The organism is Luteimonas granuli, from assembly GCF_007795095.1.
Lineage (GTDB): Bacteria > Pseudomonadota > Gammaproteobacteria > Xanthomonadales > Xanthomonadaceae > Luteimonas > Luteimonas granuli.
The window spans coordinates 1399642-1421212 of the sequence record NZ_CP042218.1 but is presented as its reverse complement, the minus strand read 5'-3'; the positions used below and the strand labels follow the sequence as shown (position 1 = coordinate 1421212).

Sequence of the window (21571 nt, the reverse complement as noted above, 5' to 3'; positions counted from 1 at the left end):
CGAGGCAGGCAGTCCATGTCCACCGCCACCGATACCCACGCCGCCCACGACGACCACCACGCCCACCGGCAGGGCTTCGTCGAACGCTGGTTCTTCTCCACGAACCACAAGGACATCGGCACGCTGTACCTGCTCTTCAGCTTCACGATGTTCATCATCGGCGCGGCGATGAGCGTGGTCATCCGCCTCGAACTGGCGGTCCCGGGCCTGCAGTACGTCAATCCGCACTTCTTCAACCAGATGACGTCGATGCACGCGCTGGTGATGATCTTCGGCGGCGTGATGCCGGCCTTCGTCGGCCTGGCCAACTGGATGATCCCGCTGCAGATCGGCGCGCCGGACATGGCGCTGCCGCGCATGAACAACTGGTCGTTCTGGATCCTGCCGTTCGCGTTCGCGATGCTGCTGCTGACCCTGTTCCTGCCGGGCGGCGCGCCGGCGGGCGGCTGGACCATGTACCCGCCGCTGTCGCTCCAGGGCGGTTCCAGCATGGCCTTCGCGATCTTCGCCATCCACATGATGGGCATCAGCTCGATCATGGGCGCGATCAACGTCATCGCCACCGTGCTCAACATGCGCGCGCCGGGCGTCGACCTGCTGAAGATGCCGATCTTCCCGTGGACCTGGCTGATCACCGCCTTCCTGCTGATCGCGGTGATGCCGGTGCTGGCGGGCGCGGTCACGATGCTGCTGACCGACAAGTTCTTCTCGACCTCGTTCTTCCACGCGGCCGGCGGCGGCGACCCGGTGATGTACCAGCACATCTTCTGGTTCTTCGGGCACCCCGAGGTCTACATCATGATCCTGCCGGCATTCGGCGTGGTCTCGGAGGTCATCCCGACCTTCAGCCGCAAGCCGCTGTTCGGCTACCAGGCCATGGTGTACGCGACCGCCGCGATCGCGTTCCTCAGCTTCATCGTGTGGGCGCACCACATGTTCACCGCCGGCATGCCGCTGGGCGGCGAGATCTACTTCATGTACGCGACCATGCTGATCTCCGTGCCGACGGGCGTGAAGGTCTTCAACTGGGTGACCACCATGTGGCGCGGGGCGTTGACCTTCGAGACGCCGATGCTGTTCTCGATCGCCTTCGTGATCCTGTTCACCATCGGCGGTTTCTCCGGCCTGATGCTCGCGATCGTCCCGGCCGACTTCCAGTACCACGACACCTACTTCGTGGTCGCCCACTTCCACTACGTGCTCGTGACCGGCTCGGTGCTGGCGCTGATCGCGGCCGTCTACTACTGGTGGCCGAAGTGGACCGGGCGGATGTACAACGAGGCCTGGGGCAGGTTCCACTTCTGGTGGACGATGGTTTTCGTCAACCTGCTGTTCTTCCCGCAGCACTTCCTCGGCCTGGCAGGCATGCCGCGCCGCATCCCCGACTACAACGTGGTGTTCGCGGACTGGAACCTGGTCAGCTCGATCGGGGCCTTCGGCATGTTCGTCACGCCCTTCCTGATGTTCGGCATCCTGTTCCACTCGCTGAAGAAGGGCGCCCCGGCGCCGCAGCGTCCGTGGGAAGGCGCGCGCGGCCTGGAGTGGACCGTGCCGTCGCCGGCGCCGCACCACACCTTCACCACGCCGCCGGTGATCCGCCCGGGCGACCTCGCCCACGGCGACCTGGACCCGGAAGGCCATGAGCTCGAGCCTGTCAGCGATGCCGGCCGGGCCTGACAGGCGCGATCCCGACGAGGTCGCGGCGCAGCGGCGCCGCGCCGTGCGCATGGCGCTGTGGCTCGGAATGGTGGCGGCGGCGATCTACGTGGCCTTCATCCTCTCGGGGGTGTTCGCGCCATGAGCGGAAAGCGTTCCAGCACCGCCGGCATCGGCAAGATGCTGCTCGCCTCCGCGGCGGCGTTCGCCTTCACCTTTTCGCTGGTGCCGCTGTACCGCATCGCCTGCGAGAAGGTCTTCGGCATCCGCCTGGACAACACCGCGGCGGAGGCGCCGGCCGGCGCAGGCGCCGCGGCCGAGGCGCGCATGGTCACGGTGGAGTTCGACGGCGGCGTGAACTCGGCGCTGCCCTGGTCGTTCCGCCCCAACCAGGCGCGCATGCGGGTGCAGGTGGGCCAGCAGTACGAGACCACCTACTACGCCCACAACGACGGCGACCGCGCGATCGTCGGGACGGCCACGCCGTCCGTGGCACCGGCGCGGGCCTCGGGCTATTTCGCCAAGACAGAGTGCTTCTGCTTCACCGCCCAGACGCTCGCGGCGGGCGAGACCCGCGACATGCCGGTGCGCTTCATCATCGATCCGTCGCTGCCGGCCGACGTCAGGACCATCACGCTGTCCTACACCTTCTACAAGAACGACGTCCTGACCGAGCGCGCGCAGTCCGCGGCGAAGGCCACGGCGTCGCCCATCCTGCCGCACGCGGCACCCTGACCCGGCAACGACGGATACCGACATGGCACACACGCAAGCCGCCCACGACCCGAACGTCTACTTCGTCCCCAAGGACAGCAAGTGGCCGCTGTTCGCGTCGGTGGCGCTGTTCGTCCTCTTCTTCGGACTGGCGAGCTGGTTCAACGAGGTGTCCTGGGGCCGCACGGTGTTCTTCACGGGCGTGGCCGGCCTGCTCCTGATCCTGTTCAAGTGGTTCGCCGACGTGATCCTCGAGTCGGTCTCGGGCTACCACAACCGCCAGGTCGACGGCTCGTTCCGGCTGGGCATGGTGTGGTTCATCTTCTCCGAGGTGATGTTCTTCGGCGCGTTTTTCGGCGCGCTGTTCTACGCACGCCAGCTGTCGCTGCCGTGGCTGGGCGGCGCCGGCGACGGCGTGATGACCAACGCCCTGCTGTGGGAGGGTTTCAGCACCGCCTGGCCGTCGGCCGGTCCGGGGGAGGTCGGTGGCGCGTTCCAGACCATCCCGGCCTGGGGCCTGCCGCTGCTCAACACGCTGATCCTGCTGACCTCGGGCGTGACCCTGACCATCGCCCACCACGCGCTGAAGGCCGACAACCGCCGTCAACTGCTGGTGTTCCTGGGCCTGACGGTTCTGCTGGGCTGCCTCTTCCTGTTCTTCCAGGTCGAGGAGTACATCCACGCCTACCGCGACCTGAACCTGACGCTGGGCTCGGGCATCTACGGCTCGACCTTCTTCATGCTCACCGGCTTCCACGGCGCGCACGTGACGCTGGGCACGATCATGCTGGCCATCATCTGGCTGCGCTGCGCGAAGGGGCACTTCACCAGGGACAACCATTTCGCCTTCGAGGCGGTGGCCTGGTACTGGCACTTCGTCGACGTGGTGTGGCTGGCGCTGTTCCTCTTCGTCTACGTGCTCTGACCGGGAGGTCCCTCCCGGAACGACGAAGGCCGGCGATCGCCGGCCTTCGCGTCTGCGCGCCGCGCCGCGGGCGCGCGCCGGGTGCGGCTCAGCCCTGGATGCCGTGCGGCGTGATCCACCCCATCCAGATCGACAGGAGCACGATCAGGATCAGCAGCACCGACAGTGCGATGCGTCGGGTGAGCGCGTTCACCGTGCGCTTGGTGGTGCCCTTGTCGACCAGCATGTAGTACAGGCCGGCGCCAAGATTCCATACGATCAGGATCAGGAATCCGATGACGAGCAGGGTTTTGAGCGAATCACTCATGCGGGCTGGCCTCCGGGGGGCCGGTGTGATCCGGCGAGTATCGCACCTGCGGTGGCGCCACGGATGAGCCGCGGCCGCACCCTGCTGGTCGGCTGGACCCTGGCGCTGCTGGCCATCGCGGGCTTCGTCGCGCTGGGCCAGTGGCAGCTGGGGCGGCAGCACGAAAAACAGGCGATGCTGGATGAAGTCGCGGCGACGCTCGCCTCGCGCGAGGCCGGGCCGCTGTCCGCGGCGGCCGACCCCGCGCGCGCCCGGTCGTACGACCGGGTGGGCGGTGCCGGCCATTTCGCCGAAGTGCCCGCGGTGCTGCTCGACAACCAGCAGCGTGGCGGACGCGCCGGCGTGCGCGCGTACCGCGTGTTCGTGCCCGAAGACGGCGGCGTGCCGCTGCTGGTGGAGCTTGGCTGGCTGCCGCTGCCGGGCGACCGCACGCTGCCCCAGGTCGCGCGCCCGGCCGGTCGCCGCGAGATCGCCGGCCTGCTGGCCCCCCTCCCTCGCACGGCATCGGCCCGGGCGGCCACGCGACGCAGGCCGACGGCACCTTGCTCGCGATCGGCCTCGATCCGACCGCGCTCGCTGCGCCGCTGCGCCAGCCGCAGCTGGCGCAGCGCGTGCTGAAGCTCGACCCCACGCTCGACATGGGCTATGCGCGCGACCTCGACGTGCTGCCCAACACCCTGCCGCCCGAACGCCATCTCGGCTATGCCGTGCAGTGGTTCGCGCTCGCCCTCGCGGTCTTCGCCACCGCCCTGGTCCTCACCTTCCGCAGGCCCCGCCCATGAACGACCCCACGCCCCCACCCTCCGTGTCCACGCGTGAGCGCAACCGCAATCGCGCGCTCCTGATCCTGATCGTGGCGGTCTTCTTCGGCAGCGCCATCGTTGCCGGGGCCTTGCGTTTCTCCGGCTGGCGGCCGGCCGGCATGAAGAACCACGGCGAGCTGCTGCAGCCCCCGGGCGATCTGCGCCAGGTCGTTCCGCGGCTGGTGGAGGGTGGCGAGTACCACTGGAATCCGGCCGAGCGCACCTGGCGGATCGTGGTCGCGCCGCCCCCGGAGTGTGCCGAGGCCTGCGTGACGCTGTCGCACGACCTGGACAAGGTCTGGCGCCTGTTCGGCCACAACGCCGACCACGTGCACATCCTCTGGGTCGGCACGCCGCCGCAAGGGGCGCTGCGCAATCGCGTCTGGAACGTCATAGAGCCCGCGCCGGCGCTGTCCGCGGAGCTTCCGGGCGTCGACGAAGGCGGCGCCGCCGGCGCTCCGGTGTATGTTGTCGACCCCAATGGCTTCGTCATCCTGCGCTATGCGCCGGGCTTCGATCCCGGCCACCTGCGCACGGACATGGCGCGCCTGCTCAAGTTGAAATGATGGCCAGCGAAACCCTCCCGCAGCACGGCGCCCTCCATATCCATCGCCACTTCCACCGCATCGCCTGGCTGGCGGTGGCGCTGGCGCTGGGCGTGATCGTGTTCGGCGCCTTCGTGCGCCTTTCGCACGCCGGCCTGAGCTGCCCCGACTGGCCGACCTGCTACGGCCGTGCGACCTGGCCGAAGCTGGCCGAGCACGTGGTCGACCACGTCGCCAGCGCCATCCGTCCGTTCGAGGACCACAAGGCCTGGCGTGAGCAGGTGCACCGCCATGTGGCGGCGCTGCTGGGCGTGCTGGTGCTGGCGATGGCCCTGCTGGCCGCGCGCCGCCGCCGGTACGGAATCGCCCAGGTCCTGGGCGCCGCCGGGCTGGTGGCGGTCGCGATCCCGACCTACATGGCCGGCGCGCACCTCGCCGCCTCACTGCTCGCGATCGCCGGCGAGGCCGTCCTGCTCGCCGCCGCGCTGCGTTGGCGCGGCGGCGACCTCGCGCGCGAGGCGTCGCTGACCCTGGCGGTGATCATCTTCCAGGCCCTGCTGGGCATGTGGACGGTGACCTGGCTGCTGAAGCCGGTGGTGGTCATGGGCCATCTGATGGGCGGCCTGCTGACCTTTTCGCTGCTCATCTGGATGGCGTGGCGCGCCACCCAGCGGCCGATCGTGCTCGCCCATGCCGGACGCCTGCGCCGCCTGCTGTGGCTTGCCCTGACGGTACTCGGCCTGCAGATCGCGCTCGGCGGCTGGGTCAGCGCCAACTATGCCGCGCTGTCCTGCGGCGCAGGCAGCTGGGCGATGGAGAACTTCCCGCAGTGCGCCGGCCTCTGGTGGCCGCCGACCGACTTCCGCGAAGGTTTCGTGCTCTGGCGCGGCATCGGCGTGGACTACGAAGGCGGAGTGCTGGACGGGGCGTCGCGCATCGCCATCCAGATGGCGCATCGCATCGGCGCGGTTGCCGCCACCATCGTCCTGCTGTGGGCGGCGGTGCGCATGCTGCGCACGCCGGGCCTGCGCGGCTGGGGCATGACGCTGGCGGCGCTCACGGTCGCGCAGGTCACGCTCGGCATCCTCAACGTCAAGCTGTCGCTGCCGCTGGAGGTCGCGGTGATGCACAACGGCGGTGCGGCACTGCTGGTGTTCGTGCTGGTGTCACTGCTTGCGCGCTTGCGCGGGGTGGACTGACGTGGCCACGATCGCGATCTGGCGCCAGTACTGGGCGCTGACCAAGCCGCGGGTGGTGGCGCTGATCGTGTTCACCGCGCTGGTGGGCATGTTCCTGGCGGTGCCCGGGCTGCCGCCACTGCGGGAGACCGTGTTGGGCTTCCTGGGCATCTGGCTGGCGGCGGCTTCGGCGGCGGCGGTCAACCACCTCATCGACCAGCGCATCGACCGGGTGATGGTGCGCACCGCCGCCCGGCCGCTGCCGACCGGTGCGCTGCGGCCGGCGCAGGTGCTGGCGTTCGCGGTGTTCCTCGGTGCCGCCTCGATGGCGATCCTGGTCGCGCTGGTGAACCCGCTCACGGCGCTGCTGACCTTCGCATCGCTGATCGGCTATGCCGTCGTCTATACGGGCTTCCTCAAGCGCGCCACCCCGCAGAACATCGTCATCGGCGGCATCGCAGGCGCGGCGCCGCCGCTGCTGGGCTGGGCCGCGGTCACCGGCATGAGGAACGAGTGGGACTGGGCGCATGCGCTCCTGCTGGTGCTGATCATCTTCGTGTGGACGCCGCCGCACTTCTGGGCGCTGGCCATCTTCCGTCGCGAGGACTACGCCCGCGCCCTGGTTCCGATGCTCCCGGTGACCCATGGCGTGCAGTACACGCGCTGGCAGATCCTGCTGTACACCGTGCTGTTGATCGCGGTGACGATCCTGCCCTGGGTGGCGGGCATGAGCGGGCTGTTCTACCTCGGCGGCGCGCTGGTGCTGGGGCTGGTGTTCCTGTGGCACGCCTGGAAGCTGATGGATCCGCCGGACGAGTTCTACGCCATGCGGGTGTTCAACTACTCGGTGGTCTACCTGATGGCGCTGTTCGCCTTCCTGCTGGTGGACCACTGGCTGCTGCCGTTCCTGCAGCCCGGGCCGGTGTTCGAGCTGCGGCGCATCGGATAGGGCGCTACTGGCCCGGCGCTGCGCCCCTGGCCTGCAGGAGCTCGCGCAGTTCGGCCTTGTCGACGGCGTCCAGGCCTTCCTCGCGCTGCTTCGCCAGCAGCTCGTCCACGCGCTGCTGCAGGGTCTGGCGGTCGAGCTGGGCGATGGCGTCGAGGAACTCGCGCGTCCAGCCGGGCTCGTCGCCGGGAAGGTCGATGGCGGCCAGCCTGTGCAGGGCGTCGGCCTCGGGACGGCCTTCGAAGTGCGCGAGCATGGCGCCGGTCCCGATGTCCGGCCGCCCACTGACGATCGCCACCAGCTCGGTCAGCAGCTCCACGCCCGGCTGGCGCAGCGCCACGAAGCGGTAGGGCGGCCGCAGTTCCAGCGCCAGCTGCGGCTTCTGCAGCAACAGGGTGATCGCGCTGCGCACCAGGCTGCGGCGCGGGGCATTGCCGGCCGGGCCTCGGCGGGCGCGCGCGACGGGGACGTGGACGTCGGGCGGAGCGCTGCGTGCGCCGACGCCGGTGAGCTCGGTCAGGCGCTGCCGCATCAGGTCGGCGAAGGCGCCGTCGGGCAGCTGCGCAAGCAGCGGCTTCGCACGTTCGGCCAAGCGCGCCTTGCCGTCGAGCGTGGCCAGGTTGATGCCGTCCTCGGCCAGGTGGTCGAACAGGAACTGCGAGAGCGGCACCGCCTGCGCGAGCCGCGTTTCGAAGCCGGGCGCGCCCTCGTTGCGGACGATGCTGTCGGGATCCTCGCCCTCGGGCAGGAACAGGAAGAAGGCCTGGCGGCCGTCCTTCATCCGCGGCAGCACCGACTCCATCGCGCGCGCGGCGGCGCGGCGGCCGGCGGAGTCGCCGTCGAAGCAGAAGTACACGTCGGGCGCATTGCGGAACAGCAGCTCGGCGTGGTCGGGGGTGGTCGCGGTGCCGAGCGTGGCCACCGCCTGGCTGATGCCGTGCTGGAACAGCGCCACCACGTCCATGTAGCCCTCGACCACGATCAGGCGCGCGATCTTCTGGTTGGCCTGGCGCACCTGCCACAGGCCGTAGAGCTCGCGGCCCTTGTGGAACAGCGGGGTCTCGGGCGAGTTGAGGTACTTGGGCGAATCCTCGGCCTTCAGCACCCGGCCGCCGAAGGCGATGGCGCGGCCGCGACGGTCGTGGATCGGGAACATCACCCGGTCGCGGAACTTGTCGTAGGTGTGGCCGCGGTCGTTCTTCGACAGCATGCCGGTGCGCTCGAGCAGCGTGAGCCGGCGTGGACTGGTGCCCAGTGCGTCCTTCAGCGCCGAGAAGCCGCCGGGCGCGTAGCCGATGCCGAACTGCTCGCGGATCGAGCCGTCCAGGCCGCGGCGCGACAGGTAGTCGTCGGCCTCGGTGCCGGGCAGGAGCGCGGTGCGGTAGAAGCGCGCCGCCTCGTCGAGCACCCCGAACATGTCGCGCGTGTCGGGATTCTCGTTGTGCTGCCGCGTTTCGCGCGGCACCTCGATGCCGGCGCGTTTCGCCAGTTCGTCGATCGCATCCAGGAACTCGAGCCGGTCGAAGTTCATCAGGAAGGAGATCGCCGTGCCGTGCGCGCCGCAGCCGAAGCAGTGGTAGAACTGCTTGGTCGGCGAGACCGTGAACGAGGGCGAGCGCTCGTCGTGGAACGGGCAGCGCGCCGAATACTCCCGGCCCTGGCGCTTGAGCGGCACGCGCGCCGCGATCACCTCGACGATGTCCGTCCGGGCGAGCAGGTCGTCGATGAAGGCGTCGGAAAGGCGTGCCATGGCAGCCCGCATGATCGCATGCGTGGCCGCGGCCGGCCGTGCCGAAGGCGCCCCGGCGCTGCGGGACGCCGTCAGGCCGGCGGCCTGTCCCTCCCCGACACGGACGTCGCCCGGATCGTCGCCGCCCGTCGCGCCGCGCGGCTCTCCAGCCTCCGGTACACGTCGCTGAACCTCCAGCGCTCGTCGATCACGGCCGTGATCATCGCGCCGACGAAGAACACGACCGCCGCGTAGTACAGCCACACCAGCAGCACCACCAGGGTGCCCATGGAGCCATAGGCGCTTCCCGGGGTGGCCCGGGCGATGTACAGCCCGATGCCCCAGCGCCCGACCACGAACAGCAGCGCGGTCAGCACTCCGCCGAGGAACGCCTGCCGCCAGCGCACCCGGCGGTCGGGCAGATAGTGGTACATCAGGGCGAAGGCCAGCACGTACAGCGCCATCGAGGCCAGGTTGCCCAGCACCGGCAGGGTGGGCGAGCCGGCGAACGCGATCTCCAGCGCCGTGGTCAGCGCCGCCGACACCAGCAGCAGGAAGCCCAGGGCGAGCACCACGCCGAACGAGAACACGCGCTTGCGCAGCCAGGCGTGCAGGCCGCCGCGCACCCTCCCGCCGGAGGCGTGGAAGAGCAGGTTGAGCGTTCCCTGCAGGCGCGCGAACACCGCGGTGGCGCCGAAGAACAGCAGGCCGGTGCTCCACCAGCCCGCCAGCGAACCTACGTCGGGCTCGGTACGCGCGTTCTCGAGGACGGTGCCGGCGACGATCGCCGCGCCGTCGCCGCCGATCGCCCGGAGCTGATCCAGCAGCGCCTCCTGCGCGGACGGATACAGCGAAGCGGTCAACCACAGCAGCAGCACCAGCAGCGGGGCCAGCGACAGGAGGGCGAAGAAGGTCAGCGACGCCGCATGGGTGAGGATGTCGACTTCGATGAAACGCCGGACGAGGGCCCAGGGCAGGGACCGCCTCAGGCCTTCGAAGGCCGACTCCAGGCGCCCGGTGATGAATCCGGCCATGCCGCCGAGGATGCGGCGGCGCCCGTGCACGCGACGTGGATCAGCCGGCCAGCGCCTTCTTCAGCAGCGCCGAGACCTGGCCCATGTCGGCCTGGCCGGCCAGCCGCGGCTTGAGCACGCCCATGACCTTGCCCATGTCGGCCGGGCCCGTGGCGCCGGTCTCGGCGATGGCGGCGTCGATCGCCGCCTGGACTTCGGCCTCGCCCAGCTTCTCGGGCAGGTAACGCTGGATCACCTCGATCTCGGCGCGCTCGATCGCGGCCAGGTCCTCGCGCGAGGCGGCCTCGTACTGGCTCACCGAGTCCCTGCGCTGCTTGACCATCTTCTCCAGCACCGCAAGCACCTGGGCATCGTCGAGCTCGATGCGCTCGTCCACCTCGCGCTGCTTGATCGCGGCATTGACCAGGCGGATCACGCCCAGGCTGGCCTTGTCGCCGCCCTTCATGGCGGCCTTCATGTCGTCGGTGAGGCGCTGCTTGAGGCTCATCGTGGAATTCTCCGGTTGCAACAACACAAGAAGCCGGCGACGCTCGCGCGTGCCGGCTTCAGGGGGACGACCTCGACCGCGGCGCGGGGCGCCGGCAGGCCGGATCAGTACATGCGCTGGCGCTTGGTGACGTCGCGCGAGGTGCGGCGGGCCTGGCGCTTCACCGCGGCGGCGGCCTTGCGCTTGCGCTCCTGGGTCGGCTTCTCGTAGAACTCGCGCTTGCGGGTCTCGGCCAGCACGCCGGCCTTCTCGCAGGTGCGCTTGAAGCGGCGGAGGGCAAACTCGAAGGGCTCGTTTTCGCGGACTTTGACGCTGGGCATTGGGAATCTCTGGTGTCGGGGTGCAGCCGGTTTCCAGCCGGCGAGCCGCGTATGATAGCCCTGACGCGGGCCTGGTGCAAACCGGCCGGGTCGGATCGCGGCTCCGGCCGCTGCCACGGCCGCCGACACTCCCGCGCCCATTACTGTCAGGAGCGGCTGCTGCCGCGTTTTCGCCCCCGCCCCAGCCCATGAAAGTCCTCGGCATCGAAACCAGCTGCGACGAAACCGGCGTCGCCGTCTACGACACCGGCCGCTCCGGCGCGGACGGGCTGCTGGCGCACGCCGTCTACAGCCAGATCGCGCTCCACGCCGAGTACGGCGGGGTGGTGCCGGAGCTGGCCAGCCGCGACCACGTCCGCAAGCTGCTGCCCCTGGTCCGCCAGACGCTGGCCGAGGCCGGGCTGTCCGTCGGGGACCTGGACGGCGTGGCCTATACCGCCGGTCCCGGCCTGGTCGGCGCCCTCCTGGTCGGCGCCGGGGTGGCCCGGTCCCTGGCCTGGGCGCTGGACGTCCCCGCCGTGGGCGTCCACCACATGGAAGGCCACCTGCTGGCGCCGCTGATGGAGGACGACCCGCCGGAGCCGCCCTTCGTGGCCCTGCTGGTTTCCGGCGGCCATACCCAGCTGGTGGCGGTGGAGGCGATCGGCCGCTACCGGCTGCTCGGCGAGACCCTGGACGACGCCGCCGGAGAGGCCTTCGACAAGACCGCCAAGCTCATGGGCCTGCCCTATCCCGGCGGTCCGCAGCTGGCCGCGCTGGCGGAGGCCGGCACGCCCGGCCGGTTCCGCTTTCCGCGACCGATGACCAACCGCCCCGGCCTGGATTTCAGCTTCAGCGGCCTCAAGACCCAGGTGATGCTGGCCTGGCGCGACAGCGACCAGTCCGACGCCACCCGTGCCGACATCGCCCGCGGCTTCGAGGACGCGGTGGTCGATACCCTGGCCATCAAGTGCGAACGCGCGCTGGACGAAGCCGGCTGCGACACCCTCGTGGTCGCAGGCGGCGTCGGCGCCAACCGCCGCCTGCGCGCGCGGCTGCAGGAGATGGCCGCCAGGCGCGGCGGGCGTGCCTGCTTCCCCCGGCCGGCGCTGTGCACCGACAACGGCGCGATGATCGCCTTCGCCGGCGCGCTGCGGCTGGAAGCCGGCCAGCGCGCGCCCGACGCCGTGCACGTCACGCCGCGCTGGGACATGGCCACGCTGCCCGAAGTCCGCGCGGCGGCAGCGGCGCCCGCCACCGGCGCCGGCCCCGCGCCCGGGCCGCGCTAAGCTGGCCCGCCGCCCGGACCGGCCCGCCATGGACCACGTCTTCATCGAAGGCCTCGAGATCGAGGCGCTGATCGGCATCTACGACTGGGAGCGGCGCATCCGCCAGCCGCTGGTCTTCGATCTCGAGATGCGCTTCGACAACCGGGTTCCGGCGGCGACGGACGACATCGCCGACACGCTCAACTACAAGGCCGTCAGCAAGCGCCTGGTCGAATACGTCTCGCAGTCGGACTTCGGCCTGGTCGAAACCCTGGCCGAGCGCTGCGCCGAGATCGTGCTGCGGGAATTCGACGTCGATTCGCTACGATTGAAGCTCAGCAAGCCCGGCGCCGTGCGCGGCGCGCGCGCGGTCGGCGTGGTGATCGAGCGTTCGCGGGGCGGCTGATCCCCGCACCTACGGAGATCCCATGCAAGTCCGACTCGAGGCGCTGCGCGAGACCCTGATGCCCTGGCCAGGGGCCTGGCCCCTGCTGGTGCTGTCCGCGCTGCTGCTGCTGGCGTGGCTCGCGAACTTCGTCACCAGGCGGATCCTGCTGCGCGGCCTGCGCCACGTGCTGGGCCGGCTTGCGGAACTGACCGGGCAGGCGGGCGACGGCTCCTTCAGCCGCATGCGCGTGGTCTCGCGCCTGGCCAACGTCGTTCCGGCGCTGGTGATCGGCGCCGGCATCGCGCTGGTGCCCGACCTGCCGCCGCAGCTGGTGGCCATCATCAGCGGGCTGTGCAAGGTGTTCGTGATCTTCACCGTCGCGCTGGCCTTCGGCCACGCGCTCGACGTCGCCAACGAGATCTACGAGCGCCGCCCGGACGCCCGCAACAAGCCGATCAAGGGCTACCTGCAGGTCGCCAGGATCATCGCCATGGTGCTGGCGGCGCTGGGTTCGGTGGCGCTGCTGGCCGGCGTCGACCTGGTGCACGTGCTCACCGGCCTGGGCGCGGCCAGCGCGGTGCTGATGCTGATCTTCCAGGACACCATCCTCTCGTTCGCGGCCAGCCTGCAGATCAGCGGCGACGGCCGCGTTCGCATCGGCGACTGGATCGAGATGCCCAGCCAGAACGCCGACGGCGACGTCATCGACATCGCCCTGCACACGGTGACCGTGCAGAACTGGGACAAGACCGTCACCACGGTGCCCACGCGCAAGCTGATCAGCGACTCGTTCAAGAACTGGCGTGGCATGCAGGAGTCGGGCGGCCGCCGCATCAAGCGCGCGATCTACCTCGACCAGCACTCCACGCGCTTCCTGGAGCCCGGCGAGGTGGCGCGCTTCCGCCGCTTCCGCCTGCTCGACGCCTACCTCGACGGCAAGTCCACCGAACTCCAGGACTGGAACGCGAAGCTGGCCGAACACGGCGCCGAGCCGGTCAACCGCCGCCGCGTCACCAACCTCGGCACCTTCCGCGCCTACGTCGAGCAGTACCTGCGCAGCCACCCCGGCGTGCACCAGGGCATGACCCTGCTGGTGCGGCAGCTGCAGCCGACCGCGGCCGGCCTGCCGCTGGAGGTCTACTGCTTCACCTCCGACGTGGCCTGGGCCGCGTACGAGGGCGTGCAGTCGGACATCTTCGACCACCTGCTGGCGATCCTGCCGGAGTTCGGCCTGCGCGTCTTCCAGGCGCACAGCGATGCGCCCGTCGAGGTGCGCCTGCGCGACGAGCGCACCACGGCGGGGAGCGCGGCCGGTGCGGGGGCGGAAGCGCCCGGAGCGGGACCCGGCTGATGGGCCGCGCCTGCCTCAGCCTCGGCAGCAACGTCGATCCCGAGCGGCACATCGCGCTCGCGTTCGCGGCGCTACGGGCGCGTTTTGGCGACATCCTCGCCTCCGACGCCTACCGCACGCCGGCGGTCGGCTTCGACGGCGCCGACTTCGTCAACGCCGCGGCGGTGGTCGACAGCGACCTCGACGTCCTGGCGCTCAACGACTGGCTGCACGCCCTCGAGGACGCGCACGGCCGCGACCGCGGCGGCCCGCGCTTCGGCGACCGCACGCTCGACATCGACATCGTGCTCTACGACGACCAGGTCCGCAGCGGCCCCGGCAACCTGCGCCTGCCGCGCGGCGAACTGCGCCACGCCTTCGTGCTGCGGCCGCTGGCCGAGATCGCCCCGGGCGTGCTGGAGCCGGTCAGCGGAAGCACGCTCGCGGAGCTGTGGGCGGCGTCGGACGAGCGCGGAGTGGCCATGCACCGCGTCACGCTGCCGGACGTCGGCGGTGACGCGGGCCCGGGGAGCGGTCACACTCCGGCAGGCGCCGGCATCCAGGGGGCGGCACCGTAGACCACGGCCGCGGGGCCGTGGCGCGACACATACCAGGGGAGAAGAAAGAATGTTCGAGAAGTTCTCGCGCAGCTGGGACATGGTGAAGGCGAGCGCCGCGGTGCTCCGCTCCGACCGCGAGCTGATGTTGTTCCCGGTGCTGTCGGGGCTGGCCACGCTGCTGGTGCTGGCCAGCTTCGCGCTGCCGACGTTCGCACTGGGCCTGTTCTCCGACGGTTTCGGCGTGGCCGGGGCGATGCTGGCTTTCGCCTTCTACTTCTGCACCTACAGCGTGATGATCTTCTTCAACTGCGCGCTGGTGGGCGCGGCCATGATCCGGCTGGAAGGCGGCGACCCGACGCTGGCCGACGGCTTCGCCGCCGCGCGCGCGCGCCTGGGTCCGATCTTCGGCTACGCCGCGATCGCCGCCACCGTGGGCGTGCTGCTGCAGGCGCTGAAGGGCAAGGACAACAATTTCATCGTGCGCCTGATCGGCAGCGGCGCGGGCATGGCCTGGACCCTGGCGACCTTCCTGGTGGTGCCGGTGCTGGTCAGCCGCGACATCGGGCCGGTGGACGCGCTCAGGCAGAGCATCGCCCTGCTCAAGCGCACCTGGGGCGAGAACGCGGTGGGCCAGGTGGGCATCGGCGCCGCCTTCGGCCTGCTGAGCGTCGGCGCGGTGATGCTGTCGGTGCTGCTGGTGGTGCTGGCGGCGCAGGCCTCGGCGGCGCTGGCGATCGTGGTGGGCGTGGCCTGCCTGCTGGGCGTGCTGCTGCTCGGTGTGTACCAGGCGGCGTTGACCGGCATCTACTCGGCGGTCCTGTACCGCTACGCGATGTCGCACGAGGTGCCGCCGGCGTTCCAGGGCACCGACATCGCGCACGTGTTCGCGGCCAGGCGCTGAACGCCGCGCGCCGCCTCAGCCGAGGTGGCGCCCGCCGTCCACCGCCAGCACGCTGCCGGTGGTGTACCGCGCATCGCGCAGCAGCCAGAGCACGGCGCCGGCGATCTCCTCCGGCGTGCCGGTGCGGCCCAGCGGGGTCATCGCCAACAGGCGCTCCCGCAGCGCCGGGTCGATGCCTTCCTCCGGCCACAGGATCGCGCCCGGCGCCACCGCATTCACCCGCACCTCCGGCGCGAGGGCGACGGCCAGGGCGCGGGTCGCGGCCTCCAGCGCGCCCTTGCTGGTGGCATAGGCGGCCAGGTCGGAGCGCGGCGCTCGCGCGTACACGTCGGACAGGTTGACGATCGCGCCGCGCGCGGCGCGCAGGTGCGGCGCCGCGGCCTGGGCCAGGAAGAAGGGCGCCTTCGCGTTCACCGCCATCATCGTGTCCCAGTGCCCGGGATGGATGTCGCCGAAGGTCGCCGGGGCGAAGGCCGAGGCGTTGTTGACCAGGGCGTCGAGGCGGCCGAAGCGGCCCACGGTCCGCGCCACCAGTTCAGGCAGCCGGTCGAATTCCCCCAGCTCGGCCTGCAGCGACAGCACGCTGCCCGCGCGCGCGGCCTCCAGCTCCGTCGCCAGCGCCGCGGCCTCGCCGGCCGACCCGCGATGGTGCAGCGACAGGTCGTAGCCTTCGGCGTGCAGGCGGCGCGCGATCGCGGCGCCGAGGCGGCGCGCGGCACCGGTGACCAGCGCGACGGGATGACCTCCCTGCATGGGCGACTCCGTAGTCCGGGCTGGACACCATAACGTCCCGCGCCGCGCGATTCCGTATCCTGTCGCGCGTTGCGCACCGGAATCCCCCATGCCCCTTCCCCCGATCGATCCTGAGGCCCAGGCGCACAGTGAGCGCCTGCGCGGTCTCATCCAGGCCGTCATCGCCGAGGCCGGCGGAGCCATCCCGTTCTCCCGTTTCATGGAGCTCGCGCTGTACGCGCCGGGCCTGGGCTACTACAGCGCCGGCAGCACCAAGTTCGGCCGCGCCGGCGACTTCGTCACCGCGCCCGAGCTCGGCAGCCTGTTCGCCGAATGCGTGGTGGAGTCGCTGGCGCCGTCGCTGCGCCAGCTCGGCGCGGACAGCGTGTTCCTCGAGATCGGCGGCGGCAGCGGCGCCTTCGCCGAAGCGGCCATCCGGCACCTCGACGCGCTCGACGCCATGCCCGCGCGCTACGCCATCCTCGAGCCCAGCGCCGACCTGCGCGAGCGCCAGCACGATCGCCTGCGGCAACGCCTGCCCGAGGCGCTGGCCGCGCGCGTCGAGTGGCTGGACCGGCCGCTGGGCGATGAGGACTGGAGCGGCGTGCTGTTCGCCAACGAGGTGATCGACGCGCTGCCGACGCCGCGCTTCGTGATCCGCGGCGGCGAGGTCATGGAGGAGGGCGTCTGCGTGAAGGCCGACGGCGGCTTCGCCACGGTCGACGTGCCGGCGGATGCGCTGATGACCGCCGCGGTGCGCCACGTGGAGCGCGAGCGCGACGAGGGCCCGTTCCGCGACGGTTACCGGTCCGAACTGCTGCCGCATCTTCCGTACTGGGTGCAGGCGGTGATGGGCCGCATGCAGGCGGGTGCGATGCTGTTCGTCGACTACGGATACCCCCGCCGCGAGTACTACGCGGAGACGCGCGACCGCGGCACCCTGCGGGCCTTCCACCGCCACCACGTGGTCGACGACGTGTTCGCGCGCGTCGGCCTGCAGGACATCACCGCTTCGGTGGACTTCACCGCGCTGGCCGAGGCCGGCACCAGCGCCGGCTTCGATTTCGCGGGCTACTGCAGCCAGGCCGCGTTCCTGATCGGCAACGGCCTCGAGCAGCGCCTCGCCGCGCAGGAGGCCGCGGCCGCCAGCGAGACCCAACGCTACGCTCTGCGGCGCCAAGTGCAGCAGCTCACCCTGCCCACGGCCATGGGCGAGCGCTTCCAGGCCATGGGTTTTGCGCGCGGGGTGCCGTTCGAGGCCGCGTTCCTGGCCGGCGACCTGAGCTTCCGGCTGTGATGCGGTCACGCTTCGGGCGCCCGCTCAAGCCCTTGCGCCAGCCCGGGGTCTGGTTCCTGCTGTGGTGCATGGCGGTGGTCGCGGTCGTGGGGATCTCGCTGCTGCCCATGGTCGACCAGCCGCACGCGCGCATCAGCGACAAGCTGCAGCACTTCATCGCCTATTTCGTCCTGGCCGCGGCCGCGGTGCAGCTGTTCGGGAGCTGGCGGGCGCTGATCGGCGCAGGGCTGGCGCTGGTACTGCTCGGCGTGGGCGTGGAGTGGGCGCAGGGAGCGCTGACCGAGACCCGCACGGCCGACCGGATGGACGCGGTGGCGAATGCCTTCGGCGTGGCCGCGGGCCTGGCGACGCGGCTGACGCCGCTGCGCAACCTGTTGCTCAGCCTGGAGGCGCGGTGGCTTCCGCGGCCTCCGGGCTGAGGCCATCCTCGCCGCGCAAGGTGCGCGCGGCGCCGATGGCGCGGATGCGCGCGCTGCGCAGCTCCGCGCCGAAGGCCGGGCCTTCCAGCCCGAGGTCGGCGATGTCGGCGCCGGTGATCGCGGCAGCGGCATCGCGCAGCCGCAGCAGTTCGGCGGCCTGCGGATAGGGCGCCTCGTCCAGGCCGGCGCGGCCGCGCTTGTCCGCCTCGCAGACGGTGGCCAACCGGCGCAGGCGCTCGGGCCTGCGGAAGCCGTCGCAGCGCGCCAGCAGGTCGTGCACGGTCTGGTCGCGCAGTCCGGCCAGGCGGTGTACGAGGAGATGTTCGCGGCAGGCCAGCACGCCCAGTTCGCGGTGCGCCGCCGGCACCCGCAGGCGCTCGCACAGCGCGCGCACCGGCGCCACGCCGCGCTGCTCGTGGCGGATGTGCTTCGGGAGCTCGTCGGCAGGGGTCAGCGCCTTGCCCAGGTCGTGCACCAGCGCCGCGAAGCCGACTTCGTCGTCGCCCGGGGCCAGGCTCGCGGCCATGTCGCAGACAAGCTCGATGTGGACGCCGGTGTCGACCTCCGGGTGGTACTCGGGCCGCTGCGGCACGCCGTAGAGGGCGTCCACTTCGGGCAGCACCGCGGCCAGCGCGCCGCAGTCGCGGAGCGTGCGCAGGAAGGCCGAGGGCTGTCTCGCCCGCAGCGCGCGCACCAACTCCTGCCAGACACGCTCGGGCGCCAGCTCGGCGAGTTCGCCGCCGGCGACCATGTCGCGCATCAGCGCCCGCGTCTCGTCGGCGACGGTGAAGCCCAGCGGCGCGAAGCGAGCCATGAAGCGCGCCGCGCGCAGCACGCGCAGAGGATCCTCGGCGAAGGCCGGGCCGACGTGGCGCAGTGCACGCGCCCGGATGTCACGGGCGCCACCGTGCGGATCGACCAGGCGGCCGTCCTCGCCTTCGGCGATCGCGTTGATGGTGAAGTCGCGGCGGCCGAGGTCCTCTTCCAGGCTCACGGAGGGGTGCGCATCGACCACGAAGCCGCGGTGCCCGCGCGCCGACTTGCGCTCGGTGCGCGCCAGCGCGTGCTCTTCGCCGGTGTCGGGGTGCAGGAACACGGGGAAGTCGCGGCCGACCGGCCTGAAGCCGGCCGCGAGCATGGCCTCGGGCGTCGCGCCGACCACCACGAAGTCCCGGTCGCCTGGAGGCAGGCCCAGCAGCCGGTCGCGCACCGCCCCGCCAACGAGATACGTCTCCATCTCAGGCGGGGCAGGCGAAGGGCTTGCGCACCGCCGCCGTGCGGCCGTGCATGCGGTCGCTCACCGGCACCGCCTCGCCGTCGAGGCGCCAGTCGTAGATCACGCTGAAGGCCAGCACGCGCGCCACGTAGTCGCGGGTCTCCTGGTAGCTGATGGTCTCGATCCAGAAGTCGGCGTCCATGTCCGGGCGCTGCGTCTGCCAGCGCGCGGTCGGCGTTGGCCCGGCGTTGTAGGCGGCGATGGCGACGTAGGGCAGGGTGTACTTGTCCTTCATCTCGCGCAGGTAGGCGGTGCCGATGCGGATGTTGGTGGCCGGGTCGTACAGCGAGGCCGCGCCCGCCCAGGGCAGGCCCAGCCGCCGCGCCACCGCGGCGCCCGTGGACGGCAGAACCTGCATCAGGCCCATCGCATTGGCCGGCGAGCGCGCGCGCGGATCGAAGGTGCTCTCGGCGCGGATCTCGGCGGCCACCCAGGCCGGGTCGAGGCCATGGCGCGCGCTCTCGGCGCGGATCAGGGGGTCGTGGTGGAGCGGGAAGCGCAGCGTGTACAGCCGCAGTTCCTCGGGCCTGCGCTGGCCGCCTGCATTGACCAGCCCGAACACGCCGCGATCGAACCAGCCGTTGTCCTGCGCGATCTCCACCGCGAGCCGGCGCTGGTGGGCGTCGAAGCGGGTGAGCGCGTCCTGCCATTCGCGCGCCGCCCAGGCCGCGCGCTCGATGCGGTACAGCGCCATCGCGCGCTGCAGGGCCGGATCCGCGGCCACGGCCGCCTTCTCCGCGGCGCTGCCGCCGTGCTCCAGCGGGCACAGGGCATACGGCTGGTCGATGCGGTCGGCCGCGAGGAAGCCATGGAAATCGGCACCCCGCGCCGCCGTGGCGTACAGCGGTCGCGCGCCGGCGCGGTCGCCGGTCAGCTCGCGCAGGCGGGCGGCGAAGTAGCTCCAGCGCGAGTCGCCGCGCTGCGCCGGGGGCATGCGGTCGATCGCCGCCAGCGCCGCCGGCCAGTCCGAGCGCGACAGCGCCTCGCGCACGCGCCACTCGTGCAGGCGGGCGTCGTAGGCGTCCTCGGGCACCGCGGCCAGTCGCCGCGCGCCGCCCTCGCCATAGGACGCCACCGTCCAGAGCGCGATCCGGTAGAGCACGCGGTTGCGCTCGGCGTCGGTGAAGCGCAGCGCCTCCGCCACGCGCGGCAGCAGCGCTTCGGCGGCGTCGGGGTCGGTGCGGGCGAGGGCGGCCAGGCCGTGCGAGGCCGCCAGGCGGCTGCGCGCGTCCTTCGGCCACGTGGTCGCGCTGGCGTCGGCGCGGCCCAGGTAGGCGGCGTAGGCCTCGGCCTGGCGGCGTGCCGCTTCCGGCAGGCCGCGCGCCGCCGCGCGCACCACCCCGGGCTGGTGCTCGGCGATGGCGGCGTCGATCCGTGCCCAGCGCAGGGTGTCATCGAGCCCACCGCGCTCGGCCAGCGCAGCGAACACGGGGTCGCAGGCGTCCGGCTGCGAGCGGGCCGCCTGCCGCCACAGTCGCTGCACTTCGGCGGTCCAGGCCGCGTCCGCGGCGCCGGTGCGCAGCCGTGCCTCGAGCTCATGGCAGGCCAGCGCCGCGGAGCGGGTGCCGGGCACCCAGGCTGCGCGGAAGGCGGTCCACTCCTTGCGTCGCGCCAGCTCGCCCAGCCAGACCGAACGGAAGGCCTCGGCGACCGGCTGGCCGCGATGGCGGTCGAGGAATTCCAGGGGCGCGGCATGGTCGAGGACGGACAGGTCGCGATGCAGGCGCGCATACGCGATCCAGCCCTGCAGCGGATGGTCGGCGCGCAGCGGCGGCGGTACCTGCCCGGCTTCGGCGGCGGCCAGCGCGCGCCGCGCGAGCTCGTCCTCCGGGCGCGTCTGTGCCTGCGCGGGAACGTGGAAGGTCGACAGGCACAGCGTCGCGGACAGTAGGATGGCGAGTTTCATGCAATGCATGCGGCGACTATATCGAACGGGTCCCCGGCCGATGCTGAAGGAGTCGATGTGATCGAAGGGTTCTGGATGTTCCCGCTGCTGGGCATGCTGGCCGGCGTGCTCGCCGGCCTGCTCGGCATCGGCGGCGGCCTGGTGCTGGTGGCGGCGCTGGCCTGGCTGCTGCCGCTGCAGGGCGTGCCGGTCGACCTGGCGATGCACGCGGCCCTGGCCACCTCGATGGCGAGCATCGTCTTCACGGCGCTGTCATCGGCCCGGTCGCACCACCGGCGCGGCAGCGTGCTCTGGCCGACGGTGCGCTGGATGCTGCCCGGACTGCTGGTCGGCGGCTGGCTGGGCAGCCGGTTCGCCGTCGGCCTGGAAGGCATCGTGCTGCGCTGGATCGTGGCGCTGTACTGCCTGCTGGCCGGCGCGCAGATGGCCTTCGGCGGCACGCGCGCCGACGGCGGCCGCGACATCGTGCCCACGGGCCTGCCGATGACGGCGGCCGGCACCGGCATCGGCGCGCTGTCGGCGGTGGTCGGCATCGGCGGCGGCAGCATGACCGTGCCGCTCCTGGTGTGGCGCGGCGTGCGGCCGGTGCGCGCGGTCGGCACCTCCTCGGCCTGCGGAGTGGCGATCGCCGTGGGCAGCGTCGTGGGCTATGCACTGAATGCGCCGCCCGGAGGGCTGCCCCAGGGCGCCGTGGGCTACGTCTACCTGCCCGCGGCCATCGGCGTGGCCATCACCTCGGTGCTGGCCGCGCCCTGGGGCACCCGCCTGGCGCACGCGATCAGCGGGCCGGCGCTGCGGCGGGTGTTCGCAGTGTTCCTGGTGGGCGTCGGCCTGAGCCTGGTGCTGCAGGGCTGAGCTGGCGCCACGGGCG

23 protein-coding genes and 1 pseudogene are annotated in these 21571 nt (G+C 71.7%); 16 read left to right on the top strand and 8 right to left on the bottom strand.

The window, feature by feature from the left end; all coding sequences use genetic code 11:
• Positions 1-15: 15 nt before the first annotated feature.
• The 4 genes from ctaD to FPZ22_RS06490 are packed head-to-tail and all read left to right on the top strand — an operon-like array spanning position 16 to position 3295.
• Positions 16-1677 (top strand): cytochrome c oxidase subunit I, encoded by a 1662-nt coding sequence (gene ctaD, locus FPZ22_RS06500; RefSeq protein WP_144891471.1) that lies wholly within the window; start codon positions 16-18, stop codon positions 1675-1677.
• On the top strand, positions 1661-1801 hold the full coding sequence (locus FPZ22_RS13615; protein ID WP_168198957.1) for a hypothetical protein: 141 nt from the start codon (positions 1661-1663) through the stop codon (positions 1799-1801). Before ctaD ends, FPZ22_RS13615 begins: the two co-directional genes overlap by 17 nt.
• Complete coding sequence (locus FPZ22_RS06495; protein ID WP_144891469.1) at positions 1798-2391, top strand: cytochrome c oxidase assembly protein; 594 nt, start codon at positions 1798-1800, stop codon at positions 2389-2391. The genes FPZ22_RS13615 and FPZ22_RS06495 overlap by 4 nt, the downstream gene beginning before the upstream one ends.
• Positions 2392-2413: 22 nt before the next feature.
• On the top strand, positions 2414-3295 hold the full coding sequence (locus tag FPZ22_RS06490; protein WP_144891467.1) for a cytochrome c oxidase subunit 3: 882 nt from the start codon (positions 2414-2416) through the stop codon (positions 3293-3295).
• 88 nt (positions 3296-3383) lie between these two features.
• Here FPZ22_RS06490 and FPZ22_RS06485 read toward each other — a convergent pair whose 3' ends face one another.
• Positions 3384-3602, bottom strand: a complete 219-nt coding sequence (locus tag FPZ22_RS06485) for a twin transmembrane helix small protein (protein WP_144891465.1) — start codon at positions 3600-3602, stop codon at positions 3384-3386.
• Between the two features lie 63 nt (positions 3603-3665).
• Here FPZ22_RS06485 and FPZ22_RS06480 point away from each other — a divergent pair.
• The 4 genes and pseudogenes from FPZ22_RS06480 (at position 3666) to cyoE (ending at position 7077) form a co-directional block, all read left to right on the top strand.
• Positions 3666-4384 (top strand): annotated as a pseudogene (locus tag FPZ22_RS06480) (SURF1 family protein).
• A complete protein-coding gene (locus FPZ22_RS06475) occupies positions 4381-4971 on the top strand; it encodes a hypothetical protein (protein ID WP_144891463.1) in 591 nt (196 codons plus the stop codon). Before FPZ22_RS06480 ends, FPZ22_RS06475 begins: the two are co-directional and overlap by 4 nt.
• Entirely contained in the window at positions 4971-6149 is a 1179-nt protein-coding gene (locus tag FPZ22_RS06470; protein ID WP_144893997.1) for a COX15/CtaA family protein, read from the top strand. Before FPZ22_RS06475 ends, FPZ22_RS06470 begins: the two co-directional genes overlap by 1 nt.
• A gap of 10 nt (positions 6150-6159) precedes the next feature.
• Entirely contained in the window at positions 6160-7077 is a 918-nt protein-coding gene (gene cyoE / locus FPZ22_RS06465) for a heme o synthase (RefSeq protein WP_210412737.1), read from the top strand.
• A 4-nt stretch (positions 7078-7081) separates the two neighbouring features.
• Here cyoE and dnaG read toward each other — a convergent pair whose 3' ends face one another.
• From dnaG to rpsU, 4 genes are all read right to left on the bottom strand, one after another.
• The gene (dnaG, locus tag FPZ22_RS06460) at positions 7082-8824 is read right to left on the bottom strand and encodes a DNA primase (RefSeq protein ID WP_144891459.1); all 1743 of its coding nucleotides are present in this window, start codon (positions 8822-8824) and stop codon (positions 7082-7084) included.
• A 71-nt stretch (positions 8825-8895) separates the two neighbouring features.
• Positions 8896-9837: a YihY/virulence factor BrkB family protein gene (locus tag FPZ22_RS06455; protein ID WP_144891457.1), complete on the bottom strand. Its 942-nt coding sequence runs from the start codon at positions 9835-9837 to the stop codon at positions 8896-8898.
• Positions 9838-9877: 40 nt separating this feature from the next.
• On the bottom strand, positions 9878-10324 hold the full coding sequence (locus FPZ22_RS06450) for a GatB/YqeY domain-containing protein (protein WP_144891455.1): 447 nt from the start codon (positions 10322-10324) through the stop codon (positions 9878-9880).
• 104 nt (positions 10325-10428) lie between these two features.
• A complete protein-coding gene (gene rpsU / locus FPZ22_RS06445; RefSeq protein WP_132328402.1) occupies positions 10429-10644 on the bottom strand; it encodes a 30S ribosomal protein S21 in 216 nt (71 codons plus the stop codon).
• A gap of 188 nt (positions 10645-10832) precedes the next feature.
• Between rpsU and tsaD the strand changes: the two genes are divergently transcribed.
• From tsaD to FPZ22_RS06420, 5 genes are read left to right on the top strand one after another with little or no spacing between them, the layout of a single operon-like run.
• On the top strand, positions 10833-11912 hold the full coding sequence (tsaD, locus tag FPZ22_RS06440; protein WP_144891453.1) for a tRNA (adenosine(37)-N6)-threonylcarbamoyltransferase complex transferase subunit TsaD: 1080 nt from the start codon (positions 10833-10835) through the stop codon (positions 11910-11912).
• 28 nt (positions 11913-11940) lie between these two features.
• Positions 11941-12297 (top strand): dihydroneopterin aldolase, encoded by a 357-nt coding sequence (gene folB / locus FPZ22_RS06435; RefSeq protein WP_144891451.1) that lies wholly within the window; start codon positions 11941-11943, stop codon positions 12295-12297.
• 22 nt (positions 12298-12319) lie between these two features.
• Entirely contained in the window at positions 12320-13630 is a 1311-nt protein-coding gene (locus FPZ22_RS06430) for a mechanosensitive ion channel family protein (protein ID WP_144891449.1), read from the top strand.
• A complete protein-coding gene (gene folK, locus FPZ22_RS06425) occupies positions 13630-14187 on the top strand; it encodes a 2-amino-4-hydroxy-6-hydroxymethyldihydropteridine diphosphokinase (protein ID WP_144891447.1) in 558 nt (185 codons plus the stop codon). Before FPZ22_RS06430 ends, folK begins: the two co-directional genes overlap by 1 nt.
• A gap of 49 nt (positions 14188-14236) precedes the next feature.
• Positions 14237-15070: a DUF6159 family protein gene (locus tag FPZ22_RS06420; protein WP_144891446.1), complete on the top strand. Its 834-nt coding sequence runs from the start codon at positions 14237-14239 to the stop codon at positions 15068-15070.
• 15 nt (positions 15071-15085) lie between these two features.
• Here FPZ22_RS06420 and FPZ22_RS06415 read toward each other — a convergent pair whose 3' ends face one another.
• Entirely contained in the window at positions 15086-15823 is a 738-nt protein-coding gene (locus FPZ22_RS06415; protein WP_144891444.1) for a pteridine reductase, read from the bottom strand.
• Positions 15824-15911: 88 nt separating this feature from the next.
• On the opposite strand from FPZ22_RS06415, the gene FPZ22_RS06410 reads away from it, so the two are divergent.
• Both FPZ22_RS06410 and FPZ22_RS06405 read left to right on the top strand, forming a co-directional pair.
• Positions 15912-17099 carry a class I SAM-dependent methyltransferase gene (locus tag FPZ22_RS06410; protein WP_144891442.1) on the top strand — a complete coding sequence of 396 codons (1188 nt, stop codon included), beginning with the start codon at positions 15912-15914 and terminating at the stop codon, positions 17097-17099.
• Entirely contained in the window at positions 17099-17518 is a 420-nt protein-coding gene (locus FPZ22_RS06405) for a VanZ family protein (protein WP_144891440.1), read from the top strand. Before FPZ22_RS06410 ends, FPZ22_RS06405 begins: the two co-directional genes overlap by 1 nt.
• Here the strand turns inward: FPZ22_RS06405 and FPZ22_RS06400 are convergent.
• Positions 17478-18755, bottom strand: a complete 1278-nt coding sequence (locus FPZ22_RS06400; protein WP_144891438.1) for a multifunctional CCA addition/repair protein — start codon at positions 18753-18755, stop codon at positions 17478-17480. The two genes, FPZ22_RS06405 and FPZ22_RS06400, sit on opposite strands and share 41 nt — an antisense overlap.
• Position 18756: 1 nt before the next feature.
• On the bottom strand, positions 18757-20700 hold the full coding sequence (locus FPZ22_RS06395) for a lytic transglycosylase domain-containing protein (RefSeq protein WP_144891435.1): 1944 nt from the start codon (positions 20698-20700) through the stop codon (positions 18757-18759).
• Positions 20701-20757: 57 nt separating this feature from the next.
• On the opposite strand from FPZ22_RS06395, the gene FPZ22_RS06390 reads away from it, so the two are divergent.
• Entirely contained in the window at positions 20758-21555 is a 798-nt protein-coding gene (locus FPZ22_RS06390; RefSeq protein ID WP_246120952.1) for a sulfite exporter TauE/SafE family protein, read from the top strand.
• The last annotated feature ends 16 nt before the right edge of the window (positions 21556-21571 follow it).

Bases quoted from the DNA above. Each gene is read 5' to 3' on its own strand.
- ctaD (WP_144891471.1), top strand. From the start codon at position 16: ATGTCCACCGCCACCGATACCCACGCCGCCCACGACGACCACCACGCC.
- FPZ22_RS13615 (WP_168198957.1), top strand. From the start codon at position 1,661: ATGCCGGCCGGGCCTGACAGGCGCGATCCCGACGAGGTCGCGGCGCAG.
- FPZ22_RS06495 (WP_144891469.1), top strand. From the start codon at position 1,798: ATGAGCGGAAAGCGTTCCAGCACCGCCGGCATCGGCAAGATGCTGCTC.
- FPZ22_RS06490 (WP_144891467.1), top strand. From the start codon at position 2,414: ATGGCACACACGCAAGCCGCCCACGACCCGAACGTCTACTTCGTCCCC.
- FPZ22_RS06485 (WP_144891465.1), bottom strand. From the start codon at position 3,602: ATGAGTGATTCGCTCAAAACCCTGCTCGTCATCGGATTCCTGATCCTG.
- FPZ22_RS06475 (WP_144891463.1), top strand. From the start codon at position 4,381: ATGAACGACCCCACGCCCCCACCCTCCGTGTCCACGCGTGAGCGCAAC.
- FPZ22_RS06470 (WP_144893997.1), top strand. From the start codon at position 4,971: ATGGCCAGCGAAACCCTCCCGCAGCACGGCGCCCTCCATATCCATCGC.
- dnaG (WP_144891459.1), bottom strand. From the start codon at position 8,824: ATGGCACGCCTTTCCGACGCCTTCATCGACGACCTGCTCGCCCGGACG.
- FPZ22_RS06455 (WP_144891457.1), bottom strand. From the start codon at position 9,837: ATGGCCGGATTCATCACCGGGCGCCTGGAGTCGGCCTTCGAAGGCCTG.
- FPZ22_RS06450 (WP_144891455.1), bottom strand. From the start codon at position 10,324: ATGAGCCTCAAGCAGCGCCTCACCGACGACATGAAGGCCGCCATGAAG.
- rpsU (WP_132328402.1), bottom strand. From the start codon at position 10,644: ATGCCCAGCGTCAAAGTCCGCGAAAACGAGCCCTTCGAGTTTGCCCTC.
- tsaD (WP_144891453.1), top strand. From the start codon at position 10,833: ATGAAAGTCCTCGGCATCGAAACCAGCTGCGACGAAACCGGCGTCGCC.
- folB (WP_144891451.1), top strand. From the start codon at position 11,941: ATGGACCACGTCTTCATCGAAGGCCTCGAGATCGAGGCGCTGATCGGC.
- FPZ22_RS06430 (WP_144891449.1), top strand. From the start codon at position 12,320: ATGCAAGTCCGACTCGAGGCGCTGCGCGAGACCCTGATGCCCTGGCCA.
- folK (WP_144891447.1), top strand. From the start codon at position 13,630: ATGGGCCGCGCCTGCCTCAGCCTCGGCAGCAACGTCGATCCCGAGCGG.
- FPZ22_RS06420 (WP_144891446.1), top strand. From the start codon at position 14,237: ATGTTCGAGAAGTTCTCGCGCAGCTGGGACATGGTGAAGGCGAGCGCC.
- FPZ22_RS06415 (WP_144891444.1), bottom strand. From the start codon at position 15,823: ATGCAGGGAGGTCATCCCGTCGCGCTGGTCACCGGTGCCGCGCGCCGC.
- FPZ22_RS06410 (WP_144891442.1), top strand. From the start codon at position 15,912: ATGCCCCTTCCCCCGATCGATCCTGAGGCCCAGGCGCACAGTGAGCGC.
- FPZ22_RS06405 (WP_144891440.1), top strand. From the start codon at position 17,099: ATGCGGTCACGCTTCGGGCGCCCGCTCAAGCCCTTGCGCCAGCCCGGG.
- FPZ22_RS06400 (WP_144891438.1), bottom strand. From the start codon at position 18,755: ATGGAGACGTATCTCGTTGGCGGGGCGGTGCGCGACCGGCTGCTGGGC.
- FPZ22_RS06395 (WP_144891435.1), bottom strand. From the start codon at position 20,700: ATGAAACTCGCCATCCTACTGTCCGCGACGCTGTGCCTGTCGACCTTC.